22 protein-coding genes are annotated in these 24,371 nt (G+C 39.6%); 20 read left to right on the forward strand and 2 right to left on the reverse strand.

Annotated elements, in window-relative coordinates:
* Positions 1-85 precede the first annotated feature (85 nt).
* The 19 genes from EO121_RS03195 to sufU all read left to right on the forward strand — a co-directional run bounded on the left by EO121_RS03195 (position 86) and on the right by sufU (position 21,647).
* The gene (locus EO121_RS03195) at positions 86-1,627 is read left to right on the forward strand and encodes a glycine betaine ABC transporter substrate-binding protein (RefSeq protein WP_127165975.1); all 1,542 of its coding nucleotides are present in this window, start codon (positions 86-88) and stop codon (positions 1,625-1,627) included.
* A complete protein-coding gene (locus tag EO121_RS03200) occupies positions 1,628-2,356 on the forward strand; it encodes an ABC transporter ATP-binding protein (RefSeq protein ID WP_127165977.1) in 729 nt (242 codons plus the stop codon).
* A gap of 256 nt (positions 2,357-2,612) precedes the next feature.
* Complete coding sequence (gene thiL, locus EO121_RS08630; RefSeq protein WP_164725846.1) at positions 2,613-4,580, forward strand: thiamine-phosphate kinase; 1,968 nt, start codon at positions 2,613-2,615, stop codon at positions 4,578-4,580.
* Between the two features lie 101 nt (positions 4,581-4,681).
* Complete coding sequence (gene tsaE / locus EO121_RS03210; RefSeq protein WP_127165979.1) at positions 4,682-5,155, forward strand: tRNA (adenosine(37)-N6)-threonylcarbamoyltransferase complex ATPase subunit type 1 TsaE; 474 nt, start codon at positions 4,682-4,684, stop codon at positions 5,153-5,155.
* Positions 5,152-5,940: a tRNA (adenosine(37)-N6)-threonylcarbamoyltransferase complex dimerization subunit type 1 TsaB gene (tsaB, locus tag EO121_RS03215; RefSeq protein WP_127165981.1), complete on the forward strand. Its 789-nt coding sequence runs from the start codon at positions 5,152-5,154 to the stop codon at positions 5,938-5,940. Before tsaE ends, tsaB begins: the two co-directional genes overlap by 4 nt.
* Positions 5,940-6,392: a ribosomal protein S18-alanine N-acetyltransferase gene (gene rimI, locus EO121_RS03220; RefSeq protein WP_009353597.1), complete on the forward strand. Its 453-nt coding sequence runs from the start codon at positions 5,940-5,942 to the stop codon at positions 6,390-6,392. The genes tsaB and rimI overlap by 1 nt, the downstream gene beginning before the upstream one ends.
* The gene (gene tsaD / locus EO121_RS03225) at positions 6,389-7,429 is read left to right on the forward strand and encodes a tRNA (adenosine(37)-N6)-threonylcarbamoyltransferase complex transferase subunit TsaD (RefSeq protein WP_127165983.1); all 1,041 of its coding nucleotides are present in this window, start codon (positions 6,389-6,391) and stop codon (positions 7,427-7,429) included. The genes rimI and tsaD overlap by 4 nt, the downstream gene beginning before the upstream one ends.
* The gene (locus EO121_RS03230; RefSeq protein WP_164725847.1) at positions 7,422-8,882 is read left to right on the forward strand and encodes a sensor histidine kinase; all 1,461 of its coding nucleotides are present in this window, start codon (positions 7,422-7,424) and stop codon (positions 8,880-8,882) included. The genes tsaD and EO121_RS03230 overlap by 8 nt, the downstream gene beginning before the upstream one ends.
* Positions 8,860-9,432 carry an ANTAR domain-containing response regulator gene (locus tag EO121_RS03235; RefSeq protein ID WP_127165987.1) on the forward strand — a complete coding sequence of 191 codons (573 nt, stop codon included), beginning with the start codon at positions 8,860-8,862 and terminating at the stop codon, positions 9,430-9,432. The genes EO121_RS03230 and EO121_RS03235 overlap by 23 nt, the downstream gene beginning before the upstream one ends.
* Before the next feature lie 173 nt (positions 9,433-9,605).
* Positions 9,606-9,884, forward strand: coding sequence for a co-chaperone GroES (gene groES, locus EO121_RS03240; protein ID WP_126938549.1), 279 nt, complete (start codon positions 9,606-9,608; stop codon positions 9,882-9,884).
* Positions 9,885-9,926: 42 nt separating this feature from the next.
* The gene (groL, locus tag EO121_RS03245) at positions 9,927-11,555 is read left to right on the forward strand and encodes a chaperonin GroEL (RefSeq protein WP_127069181.1); all 1,629 of its coding nucleotides are present in this window, start codon (positions 9,927-9,929) and stop codon (positions 11,553-11,555) included.
* A 364-nt stretch (positions 11,556-11,919) separates the two neighbouring features.
* A complete protein-coding gene (locus EO121_RS03250) occupies positions 11,920-13,389 on the forward strand; it encodes a catalase (RefSeq protein WP_177428917.1) in 1,470 nt (489 codons plus the stop codon).
* Positions 13,390-13,817: 428 nt separating this feature from the next.
* The gene (locus tag EO121_RS03255; protein ID WP_127165989.1) at positions 13,818-14,237 is read left to right on the forward strand and encodes a DoxX family protein; all 420 of its coding nucleotides are present in this window, start codon (positions 13,818-13,820) and stop codon (positions 14,235-14,237) included.
* A gap of 643 nt (positions 14,238-14,880) precedes the next feature.
* A complete protein-coding gene (locus EO121_RS03260; protein WP_127165991.1) occupies positions 14,881-16,134 on the forward strand; it encodes a diaminopimelate decarboxylase in 1,254 nt (417 codons plus the stop codon).
* A gap of 608 nt (positions 16,135-16,742) precedes the next feature.
* Positions 16,743-17,486, forward strand: coding sequence for a Fe-S cluster assembly ATPase SufC (gene sufC / locus EO121_RS03265; protein WP_127165993.1), 744 nt, complete (start codon positions 16,743-16,745; stop codon positions 17,484-17,486).
* Between the two features lie 9 nt (positions 17,487-17,495).
* Positions 17,496-18,905 carry a Fe-S cluster assembly protein SufB gene (sufB, locus tag EO121_RS03270; protein WP_127165995.1) on the forward strand — a complete coding sequence of 470 codons (1,410 nt, stop codon included), beginning with the start codon at positions 17,496-17,498 and terminating at the stop codon, positions 18,903-18,905.
* Between the two features lie 9 nt (positions 18,906-18,914).
* On the forward strand, positions 18,915-19,964 hold the full coding sequence (locus EO121_RS03275; RefSeq protein ID WP_127165996.1) for a SufD family Fe-S cluster assembly protein: 1,050 nt from the start codon (positions 18,915-18,917) through the stop codon (positions 19,962-19,964).
* A gap of 14 nt (positions 19,965-19,978) precedes the next feature.
* Positions 19,979-21,208: an aminotransferase class V-fold PLP-dependent enzyme gene (locus tag EO121_RS03280; protein WP_127165998.1), complete on the forward strand. Its 1,230-nt coding sequence runs from the start codon at positions 19,979-19,981 to the stop codon at positions 21,206-21,208.
* A 13-nt stretch (positions 21,209-21,221) separates the two neighbouring features.
* Positions 21,222-21,647 carry a Fe-S cluster assembly sulfur transfer protein SufU gene (sufU, locus tag EO121_RS03285; protein WP_009353628.1) on the forward strand — a complete coding sequence of 142 codons (426 nt, stop codon included), beginning with the start codon at positions 21,222-21,224 and terminating at the stop codon, positions 21,645-21,647.
* Between the two features lie 109 nt (positions 21,648-21,756).
* On the opposite strand, the gene EO121_RS03290 is transcribed toward sufU, so the two are convergent.
* A complete protein-coding gene (locus EO121_RS03290; protein WP_009353629.1) occupies positions 21,757-21,981 on the reverse strand; it encodes a (2Fe-2S)-binding protein in 225 nt (74 codons plus the stop codon).
* 221 nt (positions 21,982-22,202) lie between these two features.
* Between EO121_RS03290 and EO121_RS03295 the strand changes: the two genes are divergently transcribed.
* Positions 22,203-22,874, forward strand: coding sequence for an HAD hydrolase-like protein (locus EO121_RS03295; RefSeq protein ID WP_127166000.1), 672 nt, complete (start codon positions 22,203-22,205; stop codon positions 22,872-22,874).
* Between the two features lie 225 nt (positions 22,875-23,099).
* On the opposite strand, the gene EO121_RS03300 is transcribed toward EO121_RS03295, so the two are convergent.
* On the reverse strand, positions 23,100-24,326 hold the full coding sequence (locus EO121_RS03300) for an aminopeptidase (RefSeq protein ID WP_127166002.1): 1,227 nt from the start codon (positions 24,324-24,326) through the stop codon (positions 23,100-23,102).
* Positions 24,327-24,371: the final 45 nt, after the last annotated feature.

Here is a 24,371-nt window from a genome sequence, read left to right on the forward strand (position 1 = left end):
AAAGAGCCTCCAACATTTTTATACCTTAAATTCATGGTAATTTAGTATGATAATTAATGAAGAAGTTCTAGAAAGGGAGGATTTGATGATACAAAATTTATTAGAAGAGTTAGGGAAGAACTGGCCATTTTATATGCATTTATTGCTAGAGCATATAGGCATTACTTTTACAGCAGTCATCATTGCCACGATTTTGGGTTTGGCTATAGGTGTATTTATCGCACAGAAACAGAAATTGGCTAATTCTGTTATTTCTGTGGTAAATATTGCTTATACTATACCCTCTATTGCATTGTTAGGCTTTTTGATTTCTTTCACTGGCGTAGGAAATACAACGGCTATTATTGCACTCACTATCTATGCACTGTTACCCATTGTACGTAGTACCTATGTAGGGATTACCACTATTGATCCAAAGATTATTGAGGCTAGCCGTGCCATGGGTAGTACAGATAGGCAAATTTTATGGAAAATACAGTTACCGCTAGCGTTTCCTGTTATCTTTGCAGCTATCATGAACATGGTGACTATGACCATTGCCTTAGCAGGGATTGCCTCCTTTGTAGGGGCAGGGGGTCTAGGTGTTGCCATTTACCGTGGGATAACTACTAATAATGAAATATTGATTTGGATTGGAGGCATTTTGATCGCTGTGTTAGCCTTGGTCATAGATGGCATACTAGGCTTCATTGGTAAACTAGTAGAACAGCACAAGGTGCACACCGTAGTAAATAAAAAGATAGGCTATGCACTGGGTGCGTTCTTAGTGATTATCTTGGGTATCGTGGGAATGCAACAGTATAGTAAAAATGATACCATTCACATTGCATCAAAACCTGTATCGGAAGGATACATTTTGGCGGAAATTGTAGGTACTCTCATTGAGGCTGATACTGACTTGAAGGTTAAGTACACCCATGGTGTGGGTGGTGGCACATCTAATATTCATCCTGGCATGGTACGAGGCGACTTTGATATGTATCCAGAGTATACAGGAACATCTTGGCAAATCGTACTGAAACATAAGGAAGAGTACAAAAATGACAAGTTCTCTATGTTGACTGGGGAATACAAGGATAAGTATCACTTTCTATGGAAAGGTATGTTTGGATTTAATGATACTTATAGCATTGGTATTCGTGCAGACTTAGCAAAGGAATATGGTATCCGCACATTTACTGATTTGGCGAAGTATGCAGGACAGCTAACATTTGGTGCAGAATATGATTTTTTTGAACGTGAAGATGGTTATAAAGCGTTAGCTAAAGCCTATAACTATCACTTCAAAAAAGAAGTAGATATGGACAATGGATTAAAATATCAAGCCTTGTTTGATAAGAAAATTGATGCGATGACTGTGTTTACTACAGATGGTCAACTGTCTGATCCACGGGTTGTAGTATTAGAGGACGATCGAAACTTTTACCCAAGTTACATGGCAGGCATGGTTGTACGTGAGGAAACGTTGCAGAAACATCCTGAGCTAGAAAAGGTATTACATCGTTTGGATGGTATCTTAGATGAAAGTACTATGGCACAGCTGAATAAAAGGGTAGAAATTGATAAGGAAGATCCGAAACAAGTGGCAAAGGAATTTTTGCAATCTAAAGGATTGGTGGTGAAATAAATGAATCAAATTATAGAATATAAAAATATTGGAAAATCCTATCAAGGAAAATGGGTCGTGAGAGATTACAATCTAAGAATCAATGAAGGTGACTTTCTTTGTATTGTAGGAACATCAGGGTCAGGGAAAACGACACTGTTAAAAATGATTAATGGATTAATTGTGCCAGACGAGGGAGATATTACCATTTTTGGAACTCGTGTCATTGATCAAGACATAATCTCTTTGCGCAGAAAGATTGGTTATGCCATTCAAGGGGATGGACTGTTCCCCCATATGACAGTAGCAGAGAATATTGGGTATGTGCCTAGATTAGAGGGTGCACCGAAAGAAGAGGTAGATGCTATTGTAGAACGCATGCTTTCATTAGTGGGCTTACCACTAGATAGTAAGGAAAAGTATCCTAAAGAATTATCTGGAGGTCAACAACAACGGGTTGGTATCGCCAGAGCCTATGCGAACTCGCCGAAGATATTGCTCATGGATGAACCATTTGGAGCAGTGGATTCCATTACAAGGTATCAACTACAAGAAGATTTGAAACAAATTCATAAGCAAACGGATTGTACTATTGTGTTTATCACCCATGATATGCACGAGGCGTTTAAGCTTGGCACACATATCCTTGTCATGCACGAAGGGAAGATACAACAATACGGGACTACCGAAGAAGTAAAGAATCATCCTAGCAATGACTATGTGAAACAATTGATTGAGATGACGAGGTAGTGATACTTACTTGGTGAAGTTGATGAGGTAGGGCACATACATTGTAACAACATAATAAAAGGGGACTCTTATAGGAGTCCCTTTATTATTTAGATAAATTTATCTTATCTTTACCTTCTAGTGTGGTACAATAAGAACAACATGTATAGAGTAAGTGATATGCAAATCAATAGTTCAATTGAAATAGTATATCGTTATTATCCGTAACGGCATAGATACATTAGTTTGTTATTACACAATGGAACGAGGTGGTACGATGCATAAGGATCCTTTTGAGGAATATATCCGTCAAGGTGAAGCTAGTCAATATGAAAAAGCCCAAGCCTGGAAGACAGCTATTGGTTTACAAGCTGTCGATGGGTTGACGCCGTCTGCGTATTTGGTAAACTTAGCAAAGAAGAATATTGAAGGGCAGATGTCCCTACAGGTTCTTCATACATTATTGGAAAATTATTATGAATCCTATCCGAATCAAGAAGATAGAACAGCAGAAGCGGATATAGTATCACTTCGTATATCGGAGTTGCTCTTAGAGAAAGCTTTCAGTTTTACGCCGAATGAGTACCTATCGATTCATAGACAATTGTTTACAGATATCTATGCCCATGCGGGCAGTATACGAGATTACAATATCACAAAAAAGGAATGGATCCTCGATGGAGATACGGTGACCTATGGTAGTGTGTCTGAACTAGGGGCGACCTTACTCTATGATATAGAGCAAGAAAAACAATTTCCCTATGCCAATTTGGATATGTCAGAGACGATTCGTCATTTGGCTATTTTTGTTGCCAGATTGTGGCAGATTCATGTATTTGGTGAAGGAAATACGAGAACGACCGCTGTATTTTTTATTAAATATCTCCGCACCCTAGGCTTTACAGTGACGAATGATATGTTCGCCAACCATGCGTGGTATTTTAGAAATGCCTTGGTACGAGCTAATTATCAAAATTTGAAACTAGGAGTATATAGAACAACGGAATATTTAGAACGTTTCTTGCAGAATTTGTTGTTAGACGAAAGCCATTTGTTATCGAATCGTTGTATGCATATTTATAGTACTAACGGGAACATACAGGAAGAAAGCATACAATATAATGATGATGGGTATACTATAAACATGGACACTATATCAGAGGATGCTATAGTAGGTTATGATACTACTTCGGGTAATAAAACTTCTTTAGGAAGTGAAACTGTAAAGGAAATGCACTGTCATGTAGAAAATAGTAGTAATACATACGAGGATAATATAACATCGACTGACGAGTTTGCCCTCATCGATAGGTTAACACAACACAGTATCTACAATTCTACGTACGTAAAGGTCGGTGTCGGTGATGACTGCGCTGTCTATGATACGCCTCGTGATGTGGATCAACTGGTCAGCACGGACATGATGGTGGAAGGTGTTCACTTTAGTGAAAGCACTACCGCCCCTTTTGATGTAGGATATCGATTGGGGGCAGCAAACATAAGCGACATAGCAGCGATGGGTGGCACCCCACGGCATATGGTGGTGTCTATTGCAGTGCCTAAAAAGCGACATACGTCCTATATAGAAGAAGTGTATCAAGGTTTGCATGACATATGTGCGGAGTATAGTGTAAATATCATCGGCGGCGATACGGTGTCAACCGAGGGAGCTTTTGTGATTTCTGCCACAGTCTTTGGAGATGTTCCAACAAATCAATCTGTTTTGCGCAGTGGTGCTCAAGATGGTGATGCAGTATTCATCACGAATTATCTAGGCTTATCCTATGTGGGGCTCCATAGTTTGTTAGAGGGCAGCGAGGACTATCCGGTGAGTAGGTCTGTCCATCAACGGCCCATTCCTCATGTAGAATGTGGTATAATAGCAAGAGACTTAGGTGCCACGTCTATGAACGATATCAGCGACGGCTTGTCTAGCGAGCTCAACGAGATTGCCAAAGCATCGCAGGTGACCATTTATATTGATGAATCGAAATTGCCTATCCATCCAGAGGTGCATGCTTACTGTGAAAGTCACCATATGAGCCCGTACTTTCCTATGTGGACAGGGGGCGAAGACTTTCAGCTAGTGGGAACTATTCCAGCTGATAAAGCAGAGGCGTTGCCGGCTGAGACTTTCACCATCATTGGATATGTTAAAGCAGGCAATGCACAGGTCGTGGTAGATTGCGATGGACAGTGGGTCAGAGTGGAGCCTAAGGGATATAATCATTTATCGCATGATTGAGTATTGAATAGAAAATCCTAGTCTTATCTAGTGGTCATGATGCGGTATAAGTATGCGATATAGGTAGCTTACTAATTAAAATTCAATGATAAAGGAATATTATGAACACCATACAATATACAACGTATTGCGTAGAGGAAACGTTGGCTCTAGGTCGCAGCCTAGGAAGATTTATGAAAACCTATGAAAGCCCAATTTGTATTGCTCTAGATGGCACGCTAGGGGCAGGAAAAACGCATTTTTCCCAAGGGATTGCAAAAGGTTTTGGAGTCACAGAAGAAGTGACAAGCCCTACCTTTGCCTTGATGAATACCTATGAAGTAGATGGTTCTAACCTGTACCATTTCGATTTGTATCGAATGGACTTAGTAGAAGAACTGGAAACCATCGGCTTTTACGAATATACAGAAGAAACAAAGTCTGTTGTGGAATGGGCAAGTAAATTTGAAGAGGAGTTACCAGATACAACGGTTTGGATTACTATCGACGTGAATGCAGATGGATCTCGTCAGTTTACAGTTCGTACGGACATACTTTCAGAGGAAACATTACAACGCATAGGAGAGAACCTATGATTTTAGGAATTGAAACGAGTAGTGCCATTGCCAGCGTGGCGGTGGGAAATGACAAAGAAATACGGAGTGAACTCATTGTACAGGCAGGCCTTACTCATTCTGAGCAATTGGTGCCACATATTGAAACGGTGCTGAAGACGGGAAAGGTTCAAAAATCCGAGATATCTGGTATTGCTGTTACCATCGGACCTGGTTCATTTACAGGCTTGCGCATTGGATTAGGGACGGCTAAGGCCTTGGCTTATGCTTGGAATGTACCTGTAGTAGGCGTGCTCACCACCGATGTGTTAGCTCAAAGTTTTATGTATTCTAACTATCGGGTATGCACTGTCATTGATGCACAAAAGAAACAGGTCTATGGCCGTCAGTATGAGTGGAATGGCGCGGACATGATTGCTTTAGATACAATAGAAGTACATCAAGTAACTGAATTGTTAGAAAAACTAGTACAACTATCTGAAGATAATCCAGTGGTTATCGTAGGGGATGGTCTGAAACGATTGGAAAAAGACTATGCTTTAGGCGTAGAAGAAGGCCGTATTGACCCTCTTAGACTTGTTATCGGTCATGAATCGAAACAACGCCCACGGGCATCTCATGTGATTCAAGTGGCATTGCCACAATTCGGGAGTGATAATATTCCTGATGCACAATCTATTGAGCCATTTTACATTCGTAAATCGGAAGCGGAAGTGGTCTGGGATGAGAAGCATAAAGACATCTTAGCTACTGGTAATTATGTGGAACCTACAGTAGTAGTCCGTGAAGCAGCAGGTGAACGATAATGGTCACATTACGAGAAGCCTTACGAAGTGATATTGAAGGTATCTACCAAATAGAGAGGGCCTGTTTTTCAACACCTTGGTCAAAGGAAGCCTTATTAGATGATTTAGAAGTAGAAGATAAGCTGTACCTTGTGGCAGAAGCAGAAGATGGCAAGATTATTGGTTATGCAGGATCTTGGCTAGTCTTGGATGAAGGACAGATTACGAATATTGCCATACATCCTGAACATCGTCGTGCAGGTTATGGATCTAAAATGACTCGTAAGTTAACGCAAATGCTCCGTAAACAAGGTATGAAACATATTTTTTTAGAAGTGCGTGTCTCCAATATTGCAGCTCAAGCCATGTATCGTAGATTGGGTTTTACTGCAGTAGGAGTACGCAAACAATTTTATTCAGATCCAGTAGAAGATGGGCTGATTATGAGGAAAGAAATGGAGGAACTGGCATGAGTATCTACACACTAGCTATTGAAACTAGTTGTGATGAAACATCGGCAGCAGTGTTGCAAGATGGCAGAACGGTCGTTTCTAATGTAATTTCCAGTCAAGTACCCATACATAGAAAGTTTGGTGGTGTCGTGCCAGAAGTGGCATCTCGGCATCATATAGAACAGATTATGCCAGTGATTGACCAAGCTTTGGCAGATGCGAATGTGACATTAGACGATATGGACCATATCGGTGTTACCTATGGGCCTGGTTTAGTTGGGGCTCTTTTGGTAGGGGTGTCAGCGGCGAAGGCTTTATCCTTTGCAAAAGATATTCCCTTGATTGGCGTTCATCATATGGAAGGTCACATCTTTGCAAATTTCTTGTTACACCCTGATTTAGAACCGCCTTTCTTGTGCTTAGTGGTATCTGGTGGGCACACCATGATTGTTCATGTGACAGATTATGAAAGCTTTCAGGTATTAGGACAAACACGTGATGATGCGGCAGGTGAAGCCTTTGATAAAATTGCTCGTGTACTAGGCTATCCTTACCCAGGAGGGCCACATATTGATGCATTGGCAAAAGAGGGAAATCCGGATGCCATAGAGTTTCCAAGACCCTTATTAGAAAAAGGAAATTTCGATTTTAGTTTCAGTGGCTTGAAGTCGGCTGTTCTTAATTATATCAATGGAAAACAACAAAAAGGTGAATCTATTTGTCATGAAGATGTAGCAGCCTCCTTTCAAAAGGCCATTACGGACGTATTGGTAGAAAAAATGAAAGAAGCGGCCCATACCTTGGGAGAAAATAAGGTTGCTCTAGCTGGTGGCGTGTCGGCTAACAGTGGATTGCAACGAGATTTACAAGCTATGTGTGAGGCAGAAGGTTTGATATACCTCACAGCAGGATCTATGTTGGCCACAGACAATGCCGCTATGATTGGATGCCGAGCTTACTATATGGCACAAGCTGGTAAATTCAGCAATTATACATTGAATGCAAAACCGTCCATTCCATTGGGCAGCGATTTGTGGAAAGGAAACCAACATGGCTAGTTGGAAAGATATCCTAGACAAAGAAACAGATTTATATCCTACACAACAGGCGTTACTATTACAGTTTTCTCAGCGATTAAGCTTTGGAAAAGCCATCAGTGAACAAGGGGTGTCCCTCTTAGTGCAAGCTAAGGACGGACACCTTTTACTTAGTGGCGCACTGGACAGTGGTCATACAGGAATGGTACAGAAATACGAAGTGCCTATGAACCATCCTATCCAGGAGATGTTACGTAGTGGCAAACCTTATACAGGTCTCATGGACTGGGAGGAACGGACTGATACCGATATCACAAAGGAATCGTACCATGCTTACGTGTATCCTATCGTAGATAATGGGGGCAAGTGCATTGGGGCTTGTGCTTTCACGAATCCGGTATCTGAGGTGTATTCCAGTCGCTATGACGAGTTTATGTCCATCGTGTCACAAACCGCCTTTCAAGGTATGTTGGTACCACAACTACAGCAACCAGAGTTGTATGAAGGTATTTCCATCCTAGATGGGATTCTCTTTTTTGAACAAGACGGAACCATACTCTATGCAAACCGAGCGGCGAAAAAACTAGGAGATATTTTGGGTATCGATCGACGATTACAGGGAACATCTATTTACAGTAGTACCTTGAAAGTAGGTCGTATCAAAAAAGCGTTGGAAGATAGAGTAGGTACTATTGATGAAGAGTTATATGGTGATATTGCTCTGCGACAAGTGATGATTCCCGTCGTACTTGGAGTGAAGTGGAAACGTGGCATTTTAGTGTTACAAGATAAAACAGAATTGCGCAAACGAGATCAGGAACTCCTGGTGAAAAACTCTGTTATTAAAGAAGTGCATCATCGCGTGAAAAATAACTTGCAGTCTGTGGCAGGATTACTGCGCATGCAAAGCCGTCGCAGTAGCTCCGATGATGTGAAACAAGCTTTACAAGACAGTATTCATCGTATTGAAAGTATGGCTCTCGTCCATGAAATTGTGTCGAACTTTGATGAAGATTATGTAGCGTTGCGCAGTATTATCGAAGAATTGTGGCGCTTGTTAAGACAAGGGCTAGGGGCTTCTGATCAACGCATCGATATGGAATGTATAGGGGAAGACATGATTATGTCATCTCATAAGGCAAGCTATGTGTCCTTAGTGCTGAATGAACTGTTCTCCAATCTTTTTAAACATGCTTTCAAAGATAGAACAGAAGGACAAGTACAGGTAGAGGTGCGAGAGGTGATGTCTCAAGAAAACCGAGATATGTTGCATATTATTATTCGAGATACTGGCTGTGGTTTGCCAGAAGATTTTGAAGACACTAGACAACGTCGCTTAGGGTTGCAAATTATTGACAACTTAGTGCGGAATGAATTAGATGGAACGATTGCTTGGGCATCCCAAGGAACGGGCACTGTGGTAGATATATGGATACATAAAGGAGAAGAGTATGCGCGTCTTAGTAGTAGATGATGAGTCGCTGATTCGCATGGATTTGCGAGATATATTAGAAAGCCAAGGCCACACCGTTGTAGGAGAAGGGGCCAATGGGGTGGAAGCCATCCAACTATGCCAAGAACTTGCGCCAGATATAGTGCTCATGGATGTGAAAATGCCGACATTAGATGGCATTGAGGCAGCGCGACAAATTCGTCATAAGCGACTAGCGCCGGTGGTGCTCTTAACAGCGTACAGCCAAGATGATTTAATCCAAAAGGCATCTCAATCGGGCGTATATGGTTATTTAATTAAGCCTTTGCGGGAACCGGACTTAGGTCCAGCTCTACAGATGGCGATGTGTCGCTTTCAAGAAGAACGGGATTTACTAGAACAGGTGAAAGGTTTAGAAAGTTCCTTAGAAGAACGAAAATATGTGACGAAAGCGACGGGCATATTGATGGAGTTGCACGGATTTTCTGAGGAAAAAGCGTACGAGAAAATACGAGCTTTCAGTATGGATAAACGTATTAGCCTCGTGGAAACTTGTAAGAAGATTATCGCAGCCCATGAAGCAAAATCATAAAAAAATCATGGCTGCCATGAAGCAAAGTTTTAACTATGAAAAAGTATTTGGTCAAAAAGTCAAAAAAGACTTGCAAAAATTTAAAAATGATTTATAATAATACTTGTGATTAGCACTCACCACTCTTGAGTGCTAACATCGATATTATAGTGTATAAGAGAAGAGGTATAACAATGAAACCATTAGGCGATCGTGTCATTATTCGTGTATTAGAAGTAGAAACAAAAACGGAAAGTGGTATCTTTTTAGCATCTTCCACAAAGGAACGTCCATCTGAAGGTACAGTTATCGCTGTGGGTCCTGGTAAATTATGTGACAATGGCGAACGTGTAAAACCAGAAGTAGAAGTGGGCAATACAGTTATGTTCTCCAAATATGCTGGTACTGAGTTCAAAATTGATGGTGTTGACCATTTAATTATCAGTGAAAAAGATATTTTAGCAGTATTATAATCTGACCAAAGAAGGGGACGACCCCATAGAGGAGGCTATACAATGGCAAAAGAAATTTTATTTAATGAAGAAGCACGCCGTGCATTAGGTCGTGGCGTTGATCAATTAGCAAATGCTGTAAAAGTAACATTAGGACCTAAAGGTCGCAATGTAGTGTTAGAGAAAAAATTTGGCGCTCCAACAATCACTAACGATGGCGTGACTATCGCTCGTGATATTGAACTTCCAGATCCATTTGAAAATATGGGTGCACAATTAGTGAAAGAAGTAGCTACAAAAACTAACGATGTAGCTGGAGACGGTACAACTACTGCTACAGTATTAGCGCAAGCCATGATTCAAGAAGGTATGCGCAACGTAGCGGCTGGTGCGAACCCAATGATCCTTAAAAAAGGTATCGAATTAGCAGTTAAAAAATTAGTAGCTGAAATTCAATCCAAAGCGATCGATGTAAACGGTAAACAAGACATCGCTCAAGTAGCGTCCGTATCCGCAGCTGATGAAGAAATCGGCGCATTGATTGCAGAAGCAATGGACCGTGTAGGCAATGACGGTGTTATCACTGTAGAAGAATCTAAAACATTACAAACTGAATTGAACGTAGTAGAAGGTATGCAATTCGACCGCGGTTATCTATCTCCTTACATGGTAACTGACCCAGATAAAATGGAAGCAGTTGTGAACGAACCATTGATCTTGATCACTGACCGCAAAATCTCCGTGATTGCTGATTTATTACCAGCTCTTGAAAAAGTTGTAAAACTTGGTAAAGAACTTGTGATCATCGCTGAAGACGTAGACGGCGAAGCATTGGCTACATTGGTAGTGAACCGCCTTCGTGGTACATTAAAAGCAGTAGCTGTGAAAGCTCCTGGATTCGGCGACCGTCGTAAAGCTATGTTAGAAGATATTGCTATCTTAACTGGTGGTGTTGTGATCAGTGAAGAAGTGGGCTTGAAATTAGAAAACGTAGACTTAGAGCACTTGGGTACAGCTCGTCAAGTTCGCATCACAAAAGACGAAACTATTATCGTTGATGGCAATGGCAACAAAGACGTAATTGCTCGTCGTGTTGCACAAGTTCGTGCACAAGCTGAAGAAGCGACTTCTGAATTCGATAAAGAAAAATTACAAGAACGTTTGGCTAAACTGTCTGGCGGTGTAGCTGTTATCGAAGTAGGTGCAGCAACAGAAGTAGAATTGAAAGATAAAAAACTTCGCATCGAAGACGCATTGAACGCAACTCGTGCAGCAGTAGAAGAAGGTATCGTTGCAGGTGGTGGTACGACATTGATCGACATCATCCCGGCATTAGATGGTATCGAAGCTACTGGTGACGTATTGACAGGTGTGAACCTTGTGCGCCGTGCTGTGGAAGAACCACTTCGCCAAATCGCTTATAATGCAGGTTTAGAAGGTTCCGTTGTAGTAGAACGCGTAAAATCTACTGAAAGCGGCATCGGCTTCAACGCATTAACAGAAGAATATGTAGACATGGTAAAAGCTGGTATCGTGGACCCTGCAAAAGTAACACGCTCTGCCTTGCAAAATGCAGCATCCATCGCAGCATTAGTATTAACTACTGAATCCATCGTAGCTGATAAAGTAGAAGAAAATGCACCAATGATGCCTCCAATGCCTCCAATGGGTGGTATGGGCGGTATGATGTAATCTAAGATTGCATCCGTGGATCGCAGTATTGACTAAATAAATACTATGGGGACTATGAAAGAATAGATGACTATTCTTTCATAGTCCCTTTTTGTTATAAGGGACATATAGAAACGCCCTTGAATGCCTTGGGTATCCTTCTGGGGTATAGTTTCATACATATATGGATGATATATAATTAATAACTTGATAATGTTATAGTTTATAATATGAAGAATAATAAAAATTAATGGAAAATCATTATTGACAATGTATAGAAAAAGTTCTATAATGAATTCATAAGTTAACGGATAATAATTATCCGTTATAAAAATATAGGTTTTAATTTTATTTATATATGTATAAGTTTACAAAGGAGAAAGTTATGAAAGAAGAAAAATTGACAACAGCCTTTGGTGCTCCGGTGCCAGATAACAACAACAGTGCTACAGCTGGAAAACGTGGCCCTGTATTGATGCAAGACGTGTGGTTGATGGAAAAATTAGGTCACTTTGCTCGTGAAGTAATTCCTGAACGCCGTATGCATGCGAAAGGATCTGGCGCATTTGGTACTTTCACAGTAACAAATGACATTACAAAATATACAAAAGCGAAAGTATTCTCTGAAGTAGGTAAACAAACTGATTTATTCGTTCGTTTCTCCACAGTAGCTGGCGAACGTGGTGCGGCTGATGCAGAACGAGATATTCGTGGTTTTGCGGTGAAAATGTACACAGAAGAAGGTAACTGGGATTTAGTTGGTAACAATACACCAGTATTCTTCATCCGTGATCCATTGCAATTCCCTGACTTGAACCGTGCGGTAAAACGTAATCCTGAAACTAACTTGCGTGACGCTACTGCTAACTGGGATTTCTGGACTAGCTTGCCAGAAGCAATGCACCAAATCACAATCGTCATGAGTGATCGTGGTATTCCTGATGGTTATCGTCATATGCATGGTTTCGGTTCTCACACATATAGCTTAATCAATGCGAACGATGAACGTGTATGGGTGAAATTTCACTGGGTTTGCCAACAACCGATTAAAAACTTAACAGAAGAAGAAGCATCTGCTATCATTGCGAATGACCGTGAAAGTGCACAACGTGACTTATTTGATGCTATCGCAAAAGGTGATTTCCCTCGTTGGAAATTGTACATCCAAGTGATGACCGAAGAACAAGCAGAAGCGCTTCCATACAATCCATTCGACCTTACAAAAGTATGGTACAAAAAAGACTTCCCATTGATTGAAGTAGGGGTAATGGAATTGAACCGTAACCCAGAAAACTACTTCCAAGATGTAGAACAAGCAGCATTTGCTCCATCTACAATTATTCCAGGTATCGGCTTCAGCCCTGACCGTATGTTACAAGGTCGTTTGTTCTCCTATGCAGATGCGCAACGTTACCGTTTAGGAACAAACTATCCATCCATTCCTGTGAATGCGCCTAAGTGCCCATTCAATTCTTACCATCGTGATGGACAAGGCCGTGTAGATGGCAACCATGGTGCTACTATTGGATATGCTCCAAATAGCTTTGGACAATGGGCTAACCAACCACAATACAAAGATCCAGGATATGACGTGTCTGGTAAAGCATACCAATACGACTTCCGTGAAGATGATTCCGATTACTACACACAACCTGGTAAATTGTTCCGTCTCATGACTCCAGAACAACAAGAAGTATTGTTCAAAAACACAGCGAACAACATGGCAGGAGTTCCATTGTTTATCCAAGAACGCCATGCAAAACATTGCTATGCATGTGACCCTGCATATGGTGAAGGCGTAGCGAAAGCATTGGGTATTACAGTAGATTTCTCTACACCTGCTGACATCGGGTAACACTTGTAGCGCTATTCAGTCTATGGCGTTCCCTGCATAATAGTATAAAGACAGACCGCAACATATTTCCTCGCAAACTGCATTTCATGATGTTTGCTGCGGAACATGTTGCGGTCTTTTTGTATTACCATCAGAGGGAACAACATAGACTTTTACGCGCAACTGCATTCAAAGATAGATTTAGGAATATGTCGCACTCCTTTTGCGTCGGCATTATTTTGGCAAAGGAAACGCCATAGATTTCTACGCACAACTGCATTCAAAGGGATAGGGGAACATGGGGCAATCGTATTAAGCAATTCTTGCTAGGATATAAGGTATAGGGGTATGTATAGAATTGCATTTAGGAGAGTGGTAAGGTGTTATGGTATACTTATGTATATTAGTTAATTAATTGCAAGAAAATTTGTTGAGGAAAGGATATATTTATGGTTCATTTTTTATTGCGTGGTAAACCTACGTATGTTAACTTTGGTATATTAGTGTTGAGATTAGCTCTAGGAATCTCTATGGCCTATCATGGATATTTGAAGTTTTTAGGCGGTGCATCTGGGTTATATAAGGTAGGTGCTATGTTGGCAGCCTTAGGAGTACCTGGATATTTCGAATTTTTTGGTGCGATGGCTGCAATTTGCGAGTTCTTAGGTGGTATTTTGGTTGCATTTGGATTATTTACTCGACTAGGCTCCTTATTGTTGGCTGGAGTTTTATTTACGGCTACTCTTCTTCATGTAGACGCAGGATTTTTCTCATGGGATTATCCATCGCAAATGGGATTTGCTGCATTAGCTATATTTTTTATGGGTGGTGGGCGATATAGCGTGGATTGTTCCTTATTTGGGAAGTAACTTGTTGTGCTATGTAGTATGTGGCGTTCTAAACTGTATATGGCAAAGGGAAGCCCATGGCATACTCCTTCTCAAACGGTATTTCATAATGTTTGTTCAGGAGCACGCCATGGGCTTCTTATCTTTGTGTAATATAGGTAGTAAGGAACGCCATAAGTCTACTACTCGTAACTACGTTCCTTGGGGAGTTTATACTGGTTGTTCGAGGGCACGCCGTGCTCTTTTTATGTTTGCTATTTCAGTGCAATATATCTTGCTATGAGATTATTACACGAAATAGCGTTTCTGAAGGGGCGTGGTACTAGGTATAAGATTTCATGTTTAGTGGTAATAGGAGATACAAGTGCTTGAAATAGCTAAATTGTATATGGTATATAGAATACGGTTCTTTTTACATGGAATATTCTATAGAATCTTTACAGTTCTATAGAATGTATGTTACAATACGTTACGGTATTCACAGATTACCATTGATTGATGGCATAGTGTTATAGTATGTTTTTGACGGCATGTCCTGTTAAGGGTTGGGATGAAGTAGCCATATTTTAAGAAACTACTTATAGAATGCCTATTGTTTTATAAATTGCTATGTTACAGAAAGAGGATGTTACATAGTGCATTACAAATAGATTGAGGAGTTATGATGAACGCAAAGACAACACCATTTACAAAAGAACAATTAGAAACGATTATCGCCCAACATCCAACGCCATTCCATATTTATGATGCGAAGGGCATTATGGATAATATGCGCGCATTTTTAGATGCGTTCAGCTGGGCCCCTGGCTTCAAACAATATTTTGCTGTGAAAGCAACGCCAAATCCATATATTATGAAAATGATGAAAGAAATCGGTATTGGTGCAGACTGCTCCTCTATGGCAGAACTAATTTTGAGTGAAAAAGTAGGCATTACTGGAGATAATATTATGTTCTCCTCCAATGATACGCCATATGAAGAATACAAAAAAGCGATGGATTTGGGTGCGATTATTAACCTAGATGATATTACGCATATTGCCTATTTGGAACAACATGGTGAGTTACCAAATCGTTTCTGTTTCCGTTACAACCCAGGCTCTTTAAAAGAAGGCGGTAATACAATTATCGGTCTTCCAGAAGAAGCAAAATATGGCATGACGGAAGTACAAATCATGGAAGCTATTAACTACTTAAAAGGTAAAGGTATTACTAACTTCGGTTTGCATACAATGGTAGTGTCTAATGAATTAGACATCGATGGTTTAGTAGGTACAGCTGAATTAATGTTTAACCTAGCATTACGCGTAAAAGAACAAACTGGTGTAGAAGTATCTTTCATTGACCTTGGTGGCGGCATTGGTGTTGCCTATAAACCTGAACAAACACCAGTAGATTACAAAGTGTTGAGTGCAGGCGTGAAAGAGGCTTACGATCGTTTAATCGTGGGTACTGGACATAGTCCAATTCAATTGGCTTATGAATGTGGTCGTATGGTTACTGGACCGTATGGTTACCTAGTAGCTACTGCCATCCATAAAAAAGATATTTATAAACATTACATTGGTTTAGATGCATGTATGGCTAACTTGATGCGTCCAGCTTTGTATGGCTCATATCATCATATTACTGTGATGGGCAAAGAGAATGAACCAGCGACTATGACCTATGATGTAACTGGATCTTTATGTGAAAATAACGATAAATTTGCCGTCGATCGTCAATTACCAAAAATTGACATGGGCGATCGTATTGTGATTCATGATGCTGGTGCACATGGTCATGCTATGGGTTTCAACTACAATGGTAAATTGCGCTCTGCTGAACTGTTGTTGCATGAAGATGGCAGTGTCACACAAATTCGTCGAGCAGAAACATTAGACGATTATTTTGCTACATTAGATTTTTCTAATTTATAAGTAGAAATGTATAGGGCCGTCCTTTACGATAGTTATTTAGGCTAATATAGACATATGCTTTAGTTACTTCTGAGATATTGTTATACATCTCAGAGAAATAGAGTATATGTCTATTTATATATAATTAGCATCCAATCGTGAGGGACAATCTGTTAGAGTTGGTATACAATCGTGTAGGATAAATTGCAAGTCTATATTTATAGAAATTGAGTGTAGTTATATGAAGAGAGTAAAATGCTTTATATCCCTAAAAAAATATGGGAATAGCATTTACAATATTGAGAAAATTCGGTATAATAAACATTGTTGAGTCTCTTGGTGGAGAATTTAAATTTCAATATGCTATAAATGAATAGATGATATGTTAATATATCATTAAAATCATAGTAAAATAGTAGAAATTACCTTGCGGTTCGAGTCTATACACAGTATAATATAAATAGTATATTTACTAAATTAGATTTAAGCCAAAGTGGCGTTCTCATGCTATGAATATAACAGCGGATTACACTTTGGTGGAATCCGTTTTTTTACGGTATTCAACATATGCTAAGACCTAACGAGTCTTCTTTTGTATATAGTAACTTATTTGATAAGGAGTGACATACGTGGCAGAATTACTTCGCGTAGAAAATGTGCGTGCCTCTATTGAAGAGAAAGAAATCTTAAAGGGCATCAATTTAACAATTAATAAAGGTGAAATCCATGTAGTAATGGGCACAAACGGTGCTGGTAAATCTACATTGGCCAATGTAATCATGGGCAACCCTGCTTATGAAGTAACAGAAGGCTCCATCATATTTGATGGTGAGAATATCACTGAAGAAGCTGTAAACGATCGTGCGAAAAAAGGTATTTTCATGTCTTTCCAACATCCAATTTCCGTACCAGGTATTACAGTAGAAAACTTCATCCGCACGGCTAAAAATACAATTACTGGTGAAAACGTACGTGCTTTAGCTTTCAAAAAAGAATTGAAAGCAAAAATGGAAGAATTATCTTTCGATACTTCTTACGCTAACCGTTATGTGAACGAAGGTTTCTCCGGTGGTGAAAGAAAGAAAAATGAAATTCTTCAAATGTCTATTTTGAATCCTAAATTGGCTATCCTTGATGAAACTGATTCTGGTCTTGATGTAGATGCTGTTCGTATCGTATCTGAAGGTGTAAACCGTTTCCATAATGAAGAGAATGCGGTGCTAATCATCACTCACCATAATCAAATTCTTCAAAAATTAAATCCAAACTATGTACACATCTTAATCGATGGCCGTATTGTAAAAACTGGTGGCCCTGAACTCGTTCGTGAAATCGAAGAAAAAGGCTACGACGCATATAAAAATTTAGTATAGGAGGATTTCATGGAAGCGAGAAAGAAAACTCAAATTGAGGAGATGGATCGCGGCGTCTATGACATTCGTAATGAATTTGATTTCTCCTATAAATCAGAAGCTGGTTTAACAGAAGATATCATTCGTGAAATATGGGCTAACAAAAATGAGCCACAATGGATGTTAGATTTCCGTTTAAAATCTCTTGAAATTTACAATCAATTAGATGTTCCTAATTGGGTACCTGATATTAGTGCCTTAAATATGGCAGATATCGTGACCTATGTAAAACCTAAAATTGATATGAAAGAAGACTGGAACGAAGTTCCAGACGATATTAAAGAGACATTTGACCGTCTTGGTATCCAAGAAGCTGAAAAAACATCTTTGGCTGGTGTAGGCGCTCAATATGACTCTGAAGTTGTATATCACAGTATTCAAGAAGACTTGATTCGTCAAGGCGTTGTGTATACTGATATGCAGACAGCGCTACACGAACATGAGGATATTGTAAAACAATATTTCATGACATTAGTGCCACCTACAGATCATAAATTTGCAGCTTTACATGGTGCAGTATGGTCTGGCGGTTCCTTCGTGTATGTACCAAAAGGTGTGACTGTAGATATTCCATTGCAGTCCTACTTCCGTTTAAATGCACCAGGCGCAGGTCAGTTTGAACATACTTTGATTATTGTAGAAGAAGGCGCGAAAGCACACTTTATTGAAGGTTGTTCCGCTCCAAAATACAATGTAGCTAACTTACATGCTGGTTGTGTTGAGTTATTCGTAAAAGATAATGCGACTTTGCGGTATTCTACTATCGAAAACTGGTCTAAAAATATGTATAACTTGAATACAAAACGTAGTCGAGTTGGTAAAAATGGTACAATCGAGTGGGTATCTGGATCCTTCGGATCTGCTGTATCTTGCTTATATCCAATGAGTATCTTGGCTGGTGAAGGAGCGCATTGTGAATTCACAGGCGTTACATTTGCTGGGGAAGGACAATATTTGGATACAGGAGCAAAAGTTATTCATGCAGCACCACATACAACAAGTAATGTTAACTCTAAATCTATTTCTAAGAGTGGTGGTACAGCGATTTACCGTGGTGTCTTGAATATCGGCAAAAATGCAGATCATTCCAAAGCGACAGTATCTTGTGAGTCCTTAATGTTAGACCAAGAGTCTCAATCCGATACCATTCCATCTATTACAATTGAAAATGACAATGTTGATTTAGGGCACGAAGCAAAAATCGGCCGTATTTCCGATGAAGCGATTTTCTACTTAATGACTCGTGGTATTAGTGAAGAAGAAGCAAGAGCAATGCTTGTACGTGGTTTTGTAGAACCAATTTCTAAAGAATTACCATTAGAATATGCCGTAGAAATGAATAATTTGATTACCTTAGAACTTGAAGGTTCTATCGGATAGGAGGTTAGGATGAGCAACACATTACATTTTAATGAATTGCCTAGACCGACTTTCCGTTGGTTAAAGGTAAATCATACAGAAGGCAATGTATGGGCTGGTACAGAACGTGCTACAGTGACAGTTGAAGGGTCCAAGCACATTGTAACAGACATTACAAATAAAGAACTATTAGAGTCTTCTTATGAAGGCGTCCATGCAGGTGCTTTGCGTGATGCATCGCATCATTTTACACATGGCTATCACATTCAAGTGCCAGCTGGTGCAAAGGAAGCATTGACCATAGTTCTTGATGTACAAGGTGCTGTCAGTGAAAGAACACGCTTACAAATCGAAGCTGAAAAAGACTCTACTTTAGAGTTAACGCTTTGCTTGAAAGGCGAAGCTACTGATGGTCATGTGGGATTACTTTCAGAAATCGTGTCCCACACAGGAGCATCTGTGGTGTTCAAAAAAGTGCAATTGCTAACTGGTAAGGTACAACAATTTGAACATCGTTATACACGAGTAGAAGAGTCTGGTCATGTAGAGTTCATCAATATTGAGTTGGGTGGTTCTGAAAACTTCTTGAATTATCAAGAAGATTTAGTAGGAGACTACGCAGAAGTGGAACATGATTTAGGCTACTGCGGTACAGGTACGCAAGTATTTGATATCGCCATGTTAATGAAACATATCGGTAGAAAAACAATCAGTAATATTAATAACTTAGGTGCATTGAATGGTTCTTCTAAAAAATCATTCCGTGGTACCTTAGATTTCTTGCGTGGTAGCTTGGCATCTGAAGGTGCAGAAGAAGATACATGTTTACTATTAACGCCACAAGTAAAGTCCATTTCTTTACCATTGTTATTATGTAAAGAAGATAATGTATCGGGTAATCACGCATCCAGTGCTGGTCAATTGGACCAAGCTAAATTATTCTATTTAATGAGCCGTGGTTTTAACGAAGAGGAAGCAAAACATATCATCGTAGAATCCATGTTACGACCATTGATTGATCGTATTGGCAATGAAGAAATGGAAGAAACTGCCTTAGCAGTACTACGACAAAAAATATAGTTGAGAGGGATAGTATGAAACCAATAGCAGAGGCATATAAAGATTTTCCAATTTTAACAAGAACTCATCGTGGTAAACGCATTGCTTACTTAGATAGTGGTGCCACTACACAAATTCCAGTACAAGTGATGAAAGCATTAGAAACACATATGGCAAATCACAATGGGAATCCCCATCGTGGGGCCCATGTGCTTGCTATGGAAGCATCCGAGGCTTATGAAGGAACTCGTGATGTGGTGCAGCGTTTTATCAATGCTCGTAAACGAGAAGAAATTATCTTCACTCGCAATACGACAGAAAGCTTGAATTTAATTGCTCACTCCTATGGATTGAAGCATGTGAAAGCGGGAGATAAAATCGTCATCACTGTAGCGGAGCATCATGCGAATCTTGTGACTTGGCAATATGTATGCCGAATGACAGGGGCTACTTTGGAATATATGTACTTAGATGAAACTGGACACATTAAAGATGGTGAAATGGATAAAATCGATGCATCTACAAAAATTGTATCCTTTGCCCATGTGAGTAATGTGTTAGGTATGGAATTTCCAGTTAAAGAGCTGGTGGAACGTGCTCATGCTGTTGGTGCTATTGCTATCCTAGACGGAGCACAATCGGCTCCTCATCAAGCGATTGATGTGCAAGCCTTAGATTGTGATTTCTTCGTATTCTCAGGTCATAAAATGTGTGCCTCTCAAGGTATTGGTGTGGTGTATGGTAAATATCACTTATTAGAAGACATGGATCCATTCTTATTTGGTGGGGACATGATTGAATATGTGAAAGAACAAACTACAACATTCAATGAAGTACCTTATAAATTTGAGGCTGGCACACCCAATGCACATGGTGCTGTTACATTAAAAGCTGCCATTGAGTATTTGGAACAGTTTGGTATGGATGCTATTCATGAATATGAACAAGAATTAGTGCGCTATGTATTACCTAAACTAGCGGCTATGCCACATATTCATGTATTAGGTAGTGCCAATCCAGAAGAAAAGCATGGAGTTATTGCTTTCACTGTGGATGATGTACATCCTCACGATGTAGCAACGATCATGGATAGCCATGGGGTATGCTTACGTTCTGGTCATCATTGTGCGCAACCACTAGGTGCGTATTATGGAGTACCTGCATCCAGTCGAATTAGTATGTATATCTATACTAAAAAAGAAGATTTAGATCAATTTTTGGAAGCCCTAAAAACAGTTAGACCAACCATGGGCTTGTCAGAGTAAGGAGAACAATACCATGGAAATGGATCAAGTGTATACGGAACTGATTTTGGAGCATAACCAAGATAAGCGTAATAAGCGTTTGTTAGAGGTCTTTACTGCTAGTGAACATGGTCATAATCCAAGTTGCGGTGATGATTTAACATTGCAAGTGAATGTGGTAGACGGTATTGTAAAAGATGCTGCTTATACAGGTTCCGGCTGTGCTATCAGCCAAGCATCGGCATCTATGATGATTGATGTCATTACTGGTAAATCCTTAGAAGAAGCTTTCCAACTAGTGGACCTTTTCTTAGGAATGATCAAAAAAGAAGTGACTGATGAAGACGAATTAGAAGCCTTAGAAGATGCGATTGCTTTGCAAAATATTTCTAACATGCCTGCCCGTGTTAAATGTGCAGTGCTTGCTTGGCATACATTGCGTGAAGCATTAAAGAAATAAAAAAAAGGCTGCTACAGAATGATGTACATTCTTGAGCAGCCTTTTTTGTGTATATAAAAAAGATAGGTGATGTATATCACCTATCTTATGGTTCTTATGTTGGTCACGCTTACCATTGTCCTTCTTGGTGTTCTTTTAAGAGTTTCACCACTCGTGGGCCACAGCCTTTGCCACCGCATGCACCAGTACCAGCACTAGTGCGCTCTCTAATTTTAGGAAATGTATCGCAACCATCTAAGATTGCTTCTTTGATTGCTTTTCTTGTAATACTACGGCAAGTACAAACTTTTGTTAATTTATCTAAAATGGCCGTAGGAATTTGATTATCTTCCATACTGTCCTCCTACTATATAGAAACTTTTCTATATACAGTATACTCTTTACTGTATGAGTTGTAAAGGTATTTTCTATCATCAAGAAATGTATCTTGTACCTAAGAAGATATATACTTAGTATATTTTTAAAGTGGAATTGACATAGGGAAATAATTAACTTTTATTTATTATATGTATTAGAACATATATAACAACGCATTTATTTTTGATAGGAGTCATTATGATTTGTGTTATTTTTGATTTAGATGGAACATTAACAGATTCTCATGAAGGAATTTTAAAGTCTATACGTCATGCCTTAACGAGTATGAATCATCCTATTCCTGATGAGGACACATTACAATTATTCATTGGTCCACCGTTGGCGGATTCTTTTAAAGAACATTGCCATATGACAGATGAAGAGGTGGAGCAGGCCTACAACTTTTTCAAAGAACGGTATGATTCCGTAGGAAAATATGAAAATGCAGTGTATCCCCAAATTGAAGAAGCCTTAAAAGCGCTTCGTAAGACAGGTGCTTATGTTGGGATTGCTACAGCAAAACCTGAAGAACAAGCAAAGGATATTATTAAGCATTTTAAACTAGATCCATACTTTGAAGTAATTCGTGGGGCCAATCGAGAAATTGGGTTAGTACATAAAAAAGATATCTTGCAAGAAGCATTACAAGATATGAATAAGGTGACTGAACTAAAATATAAAATCTCTCGTTGGTATATGGTGGGAGATCGTAAATACGATATGGAAGCTGCCAAAGAGTTGAACTGTGTGGCTATGGGGGTATCCTACGGTTATGGTTCAGTGGAAGAATTAGAATCTGCTGGTGCTGATTATATCTGTGAAAGCCCATCGGATGTGCTAGTGAATATTGCCGTAGATACATTGCTGTAAGGCCTATGTATTATAGTGCCATAGGTTAATATCTAAGGGGCTATAAGGTCGTCATACAATAGATGACTAGTATATAAAATACAATAAACTAGATACAATGAAAAGAGGCACCTTGCTTGATGCAAGGTGCCTCTTTTTTTATTACTATATGCTAGTTTTAGAGACTCCAATAACTTTGGAAGTTTTGACGATTTTATGAAGATGATAGGAGTATATTAGATGACCCTACACTTGTAATCGTCCTTCAATCATAATAGGAACTTCTTTGCCGTCTTTAGTGGTGCCCATGATATTCATTTTTTCATGACCAATCATAAAGTCTGTATGTGCTAAGGAAGTATTCAGTCCACGAGCATGTAGTTCTTCTTGAGATAATCCATCGCTATGGGCTAAGCAAGTTGGATATGCAGCCCCTAATGCTAAATGACAAGATGCATTTTCATCGTACAAGGTTTCAAAGAAAATCATATTGGATTGGCTAATAGGGGAGTAATGGTCTACAAGGGCTACTTCTCCAAGGTAGCAAGAGTTTTCATCCGTCTCAATGAGGTTTGTTAAATACTCACGACCTTGTTTGGCATCGTAGTCAACGACCTTACCATCTTTGAATGTCATATGGAAGTCTTCAATACGGTTTCCATCATAGATCAATGGTTTCGTAGAGTACACAATGCCATTGGCACCTGCATAATGAGGTGCAGAAAATACTTCTTCTGTTGGAATATTGGCATCAAAGATAATTCCTTTTTTAGATGATTCTTTACCACCTAACCATAAGTGCCCTTCTGGCATTTGTAAAGTTAAGTCTGTACCGTTTGGACAGGTATAATGTAAGGATACCAATTGTAAATCATTCAGTGTTTTGGTGCGCTTAGCAAGGCGATCTAAATGGTTGGCGAAGGATTCTTCTTCTGGTACGTGTTTCATACGACATAAGGTAAAGATAGTATTCCATAAGCGGTTGATTTTTTCTTCTTCTGTGCCCTCATAACCAAGCAAATCAGCCCATGTGAGAGTGGCTACTGAGGCTACACACCAAGTAAGGGTGGAATCCATAATGGCCTCGTGGTAAAATTTAGTTAACTTGCCCATGCTACGAGAGGCGAGGGCGATTTTTTCAGAAGGCACGCCTTCATAGGCAAATGGATTCGCACTGATTAAGGATAAAATACAGGCATTGGAATCAAGGATATGATGATACATATCTTGAATCCAAGGAGCAGGGTTAGATAAGACTTCATCTTTCACATTGGATAGACGAGACTTAGCTGTGATAGTGCTACGCCAATTAATGTGCACATCTTTAGCACCCAGTGCATAGGCCTCTTCCACAACGATGTATACAAAATCTTTATTTTCTACATCCCCATTGATGACCAATAGTTGGTCTTGTTGTAAATTGACACCTTCTTGTAGTAAAAGACGGGCATATTGTTGTAAATCTTCTTTCATAATACCTCCAAATATATACTGGTAGTGAATTTTAAAAGGATGCTA

The sequence above is a fragment of the Veillonella sp. CHU732 genome, from assembly GCF_003992085.1.
In the GTDB taxonomy this organism is placed as follows: domain Bacteria; phylum Bacillota; class Negativicutes; order Veillonellales; family Veillonellaceae; genus F0422.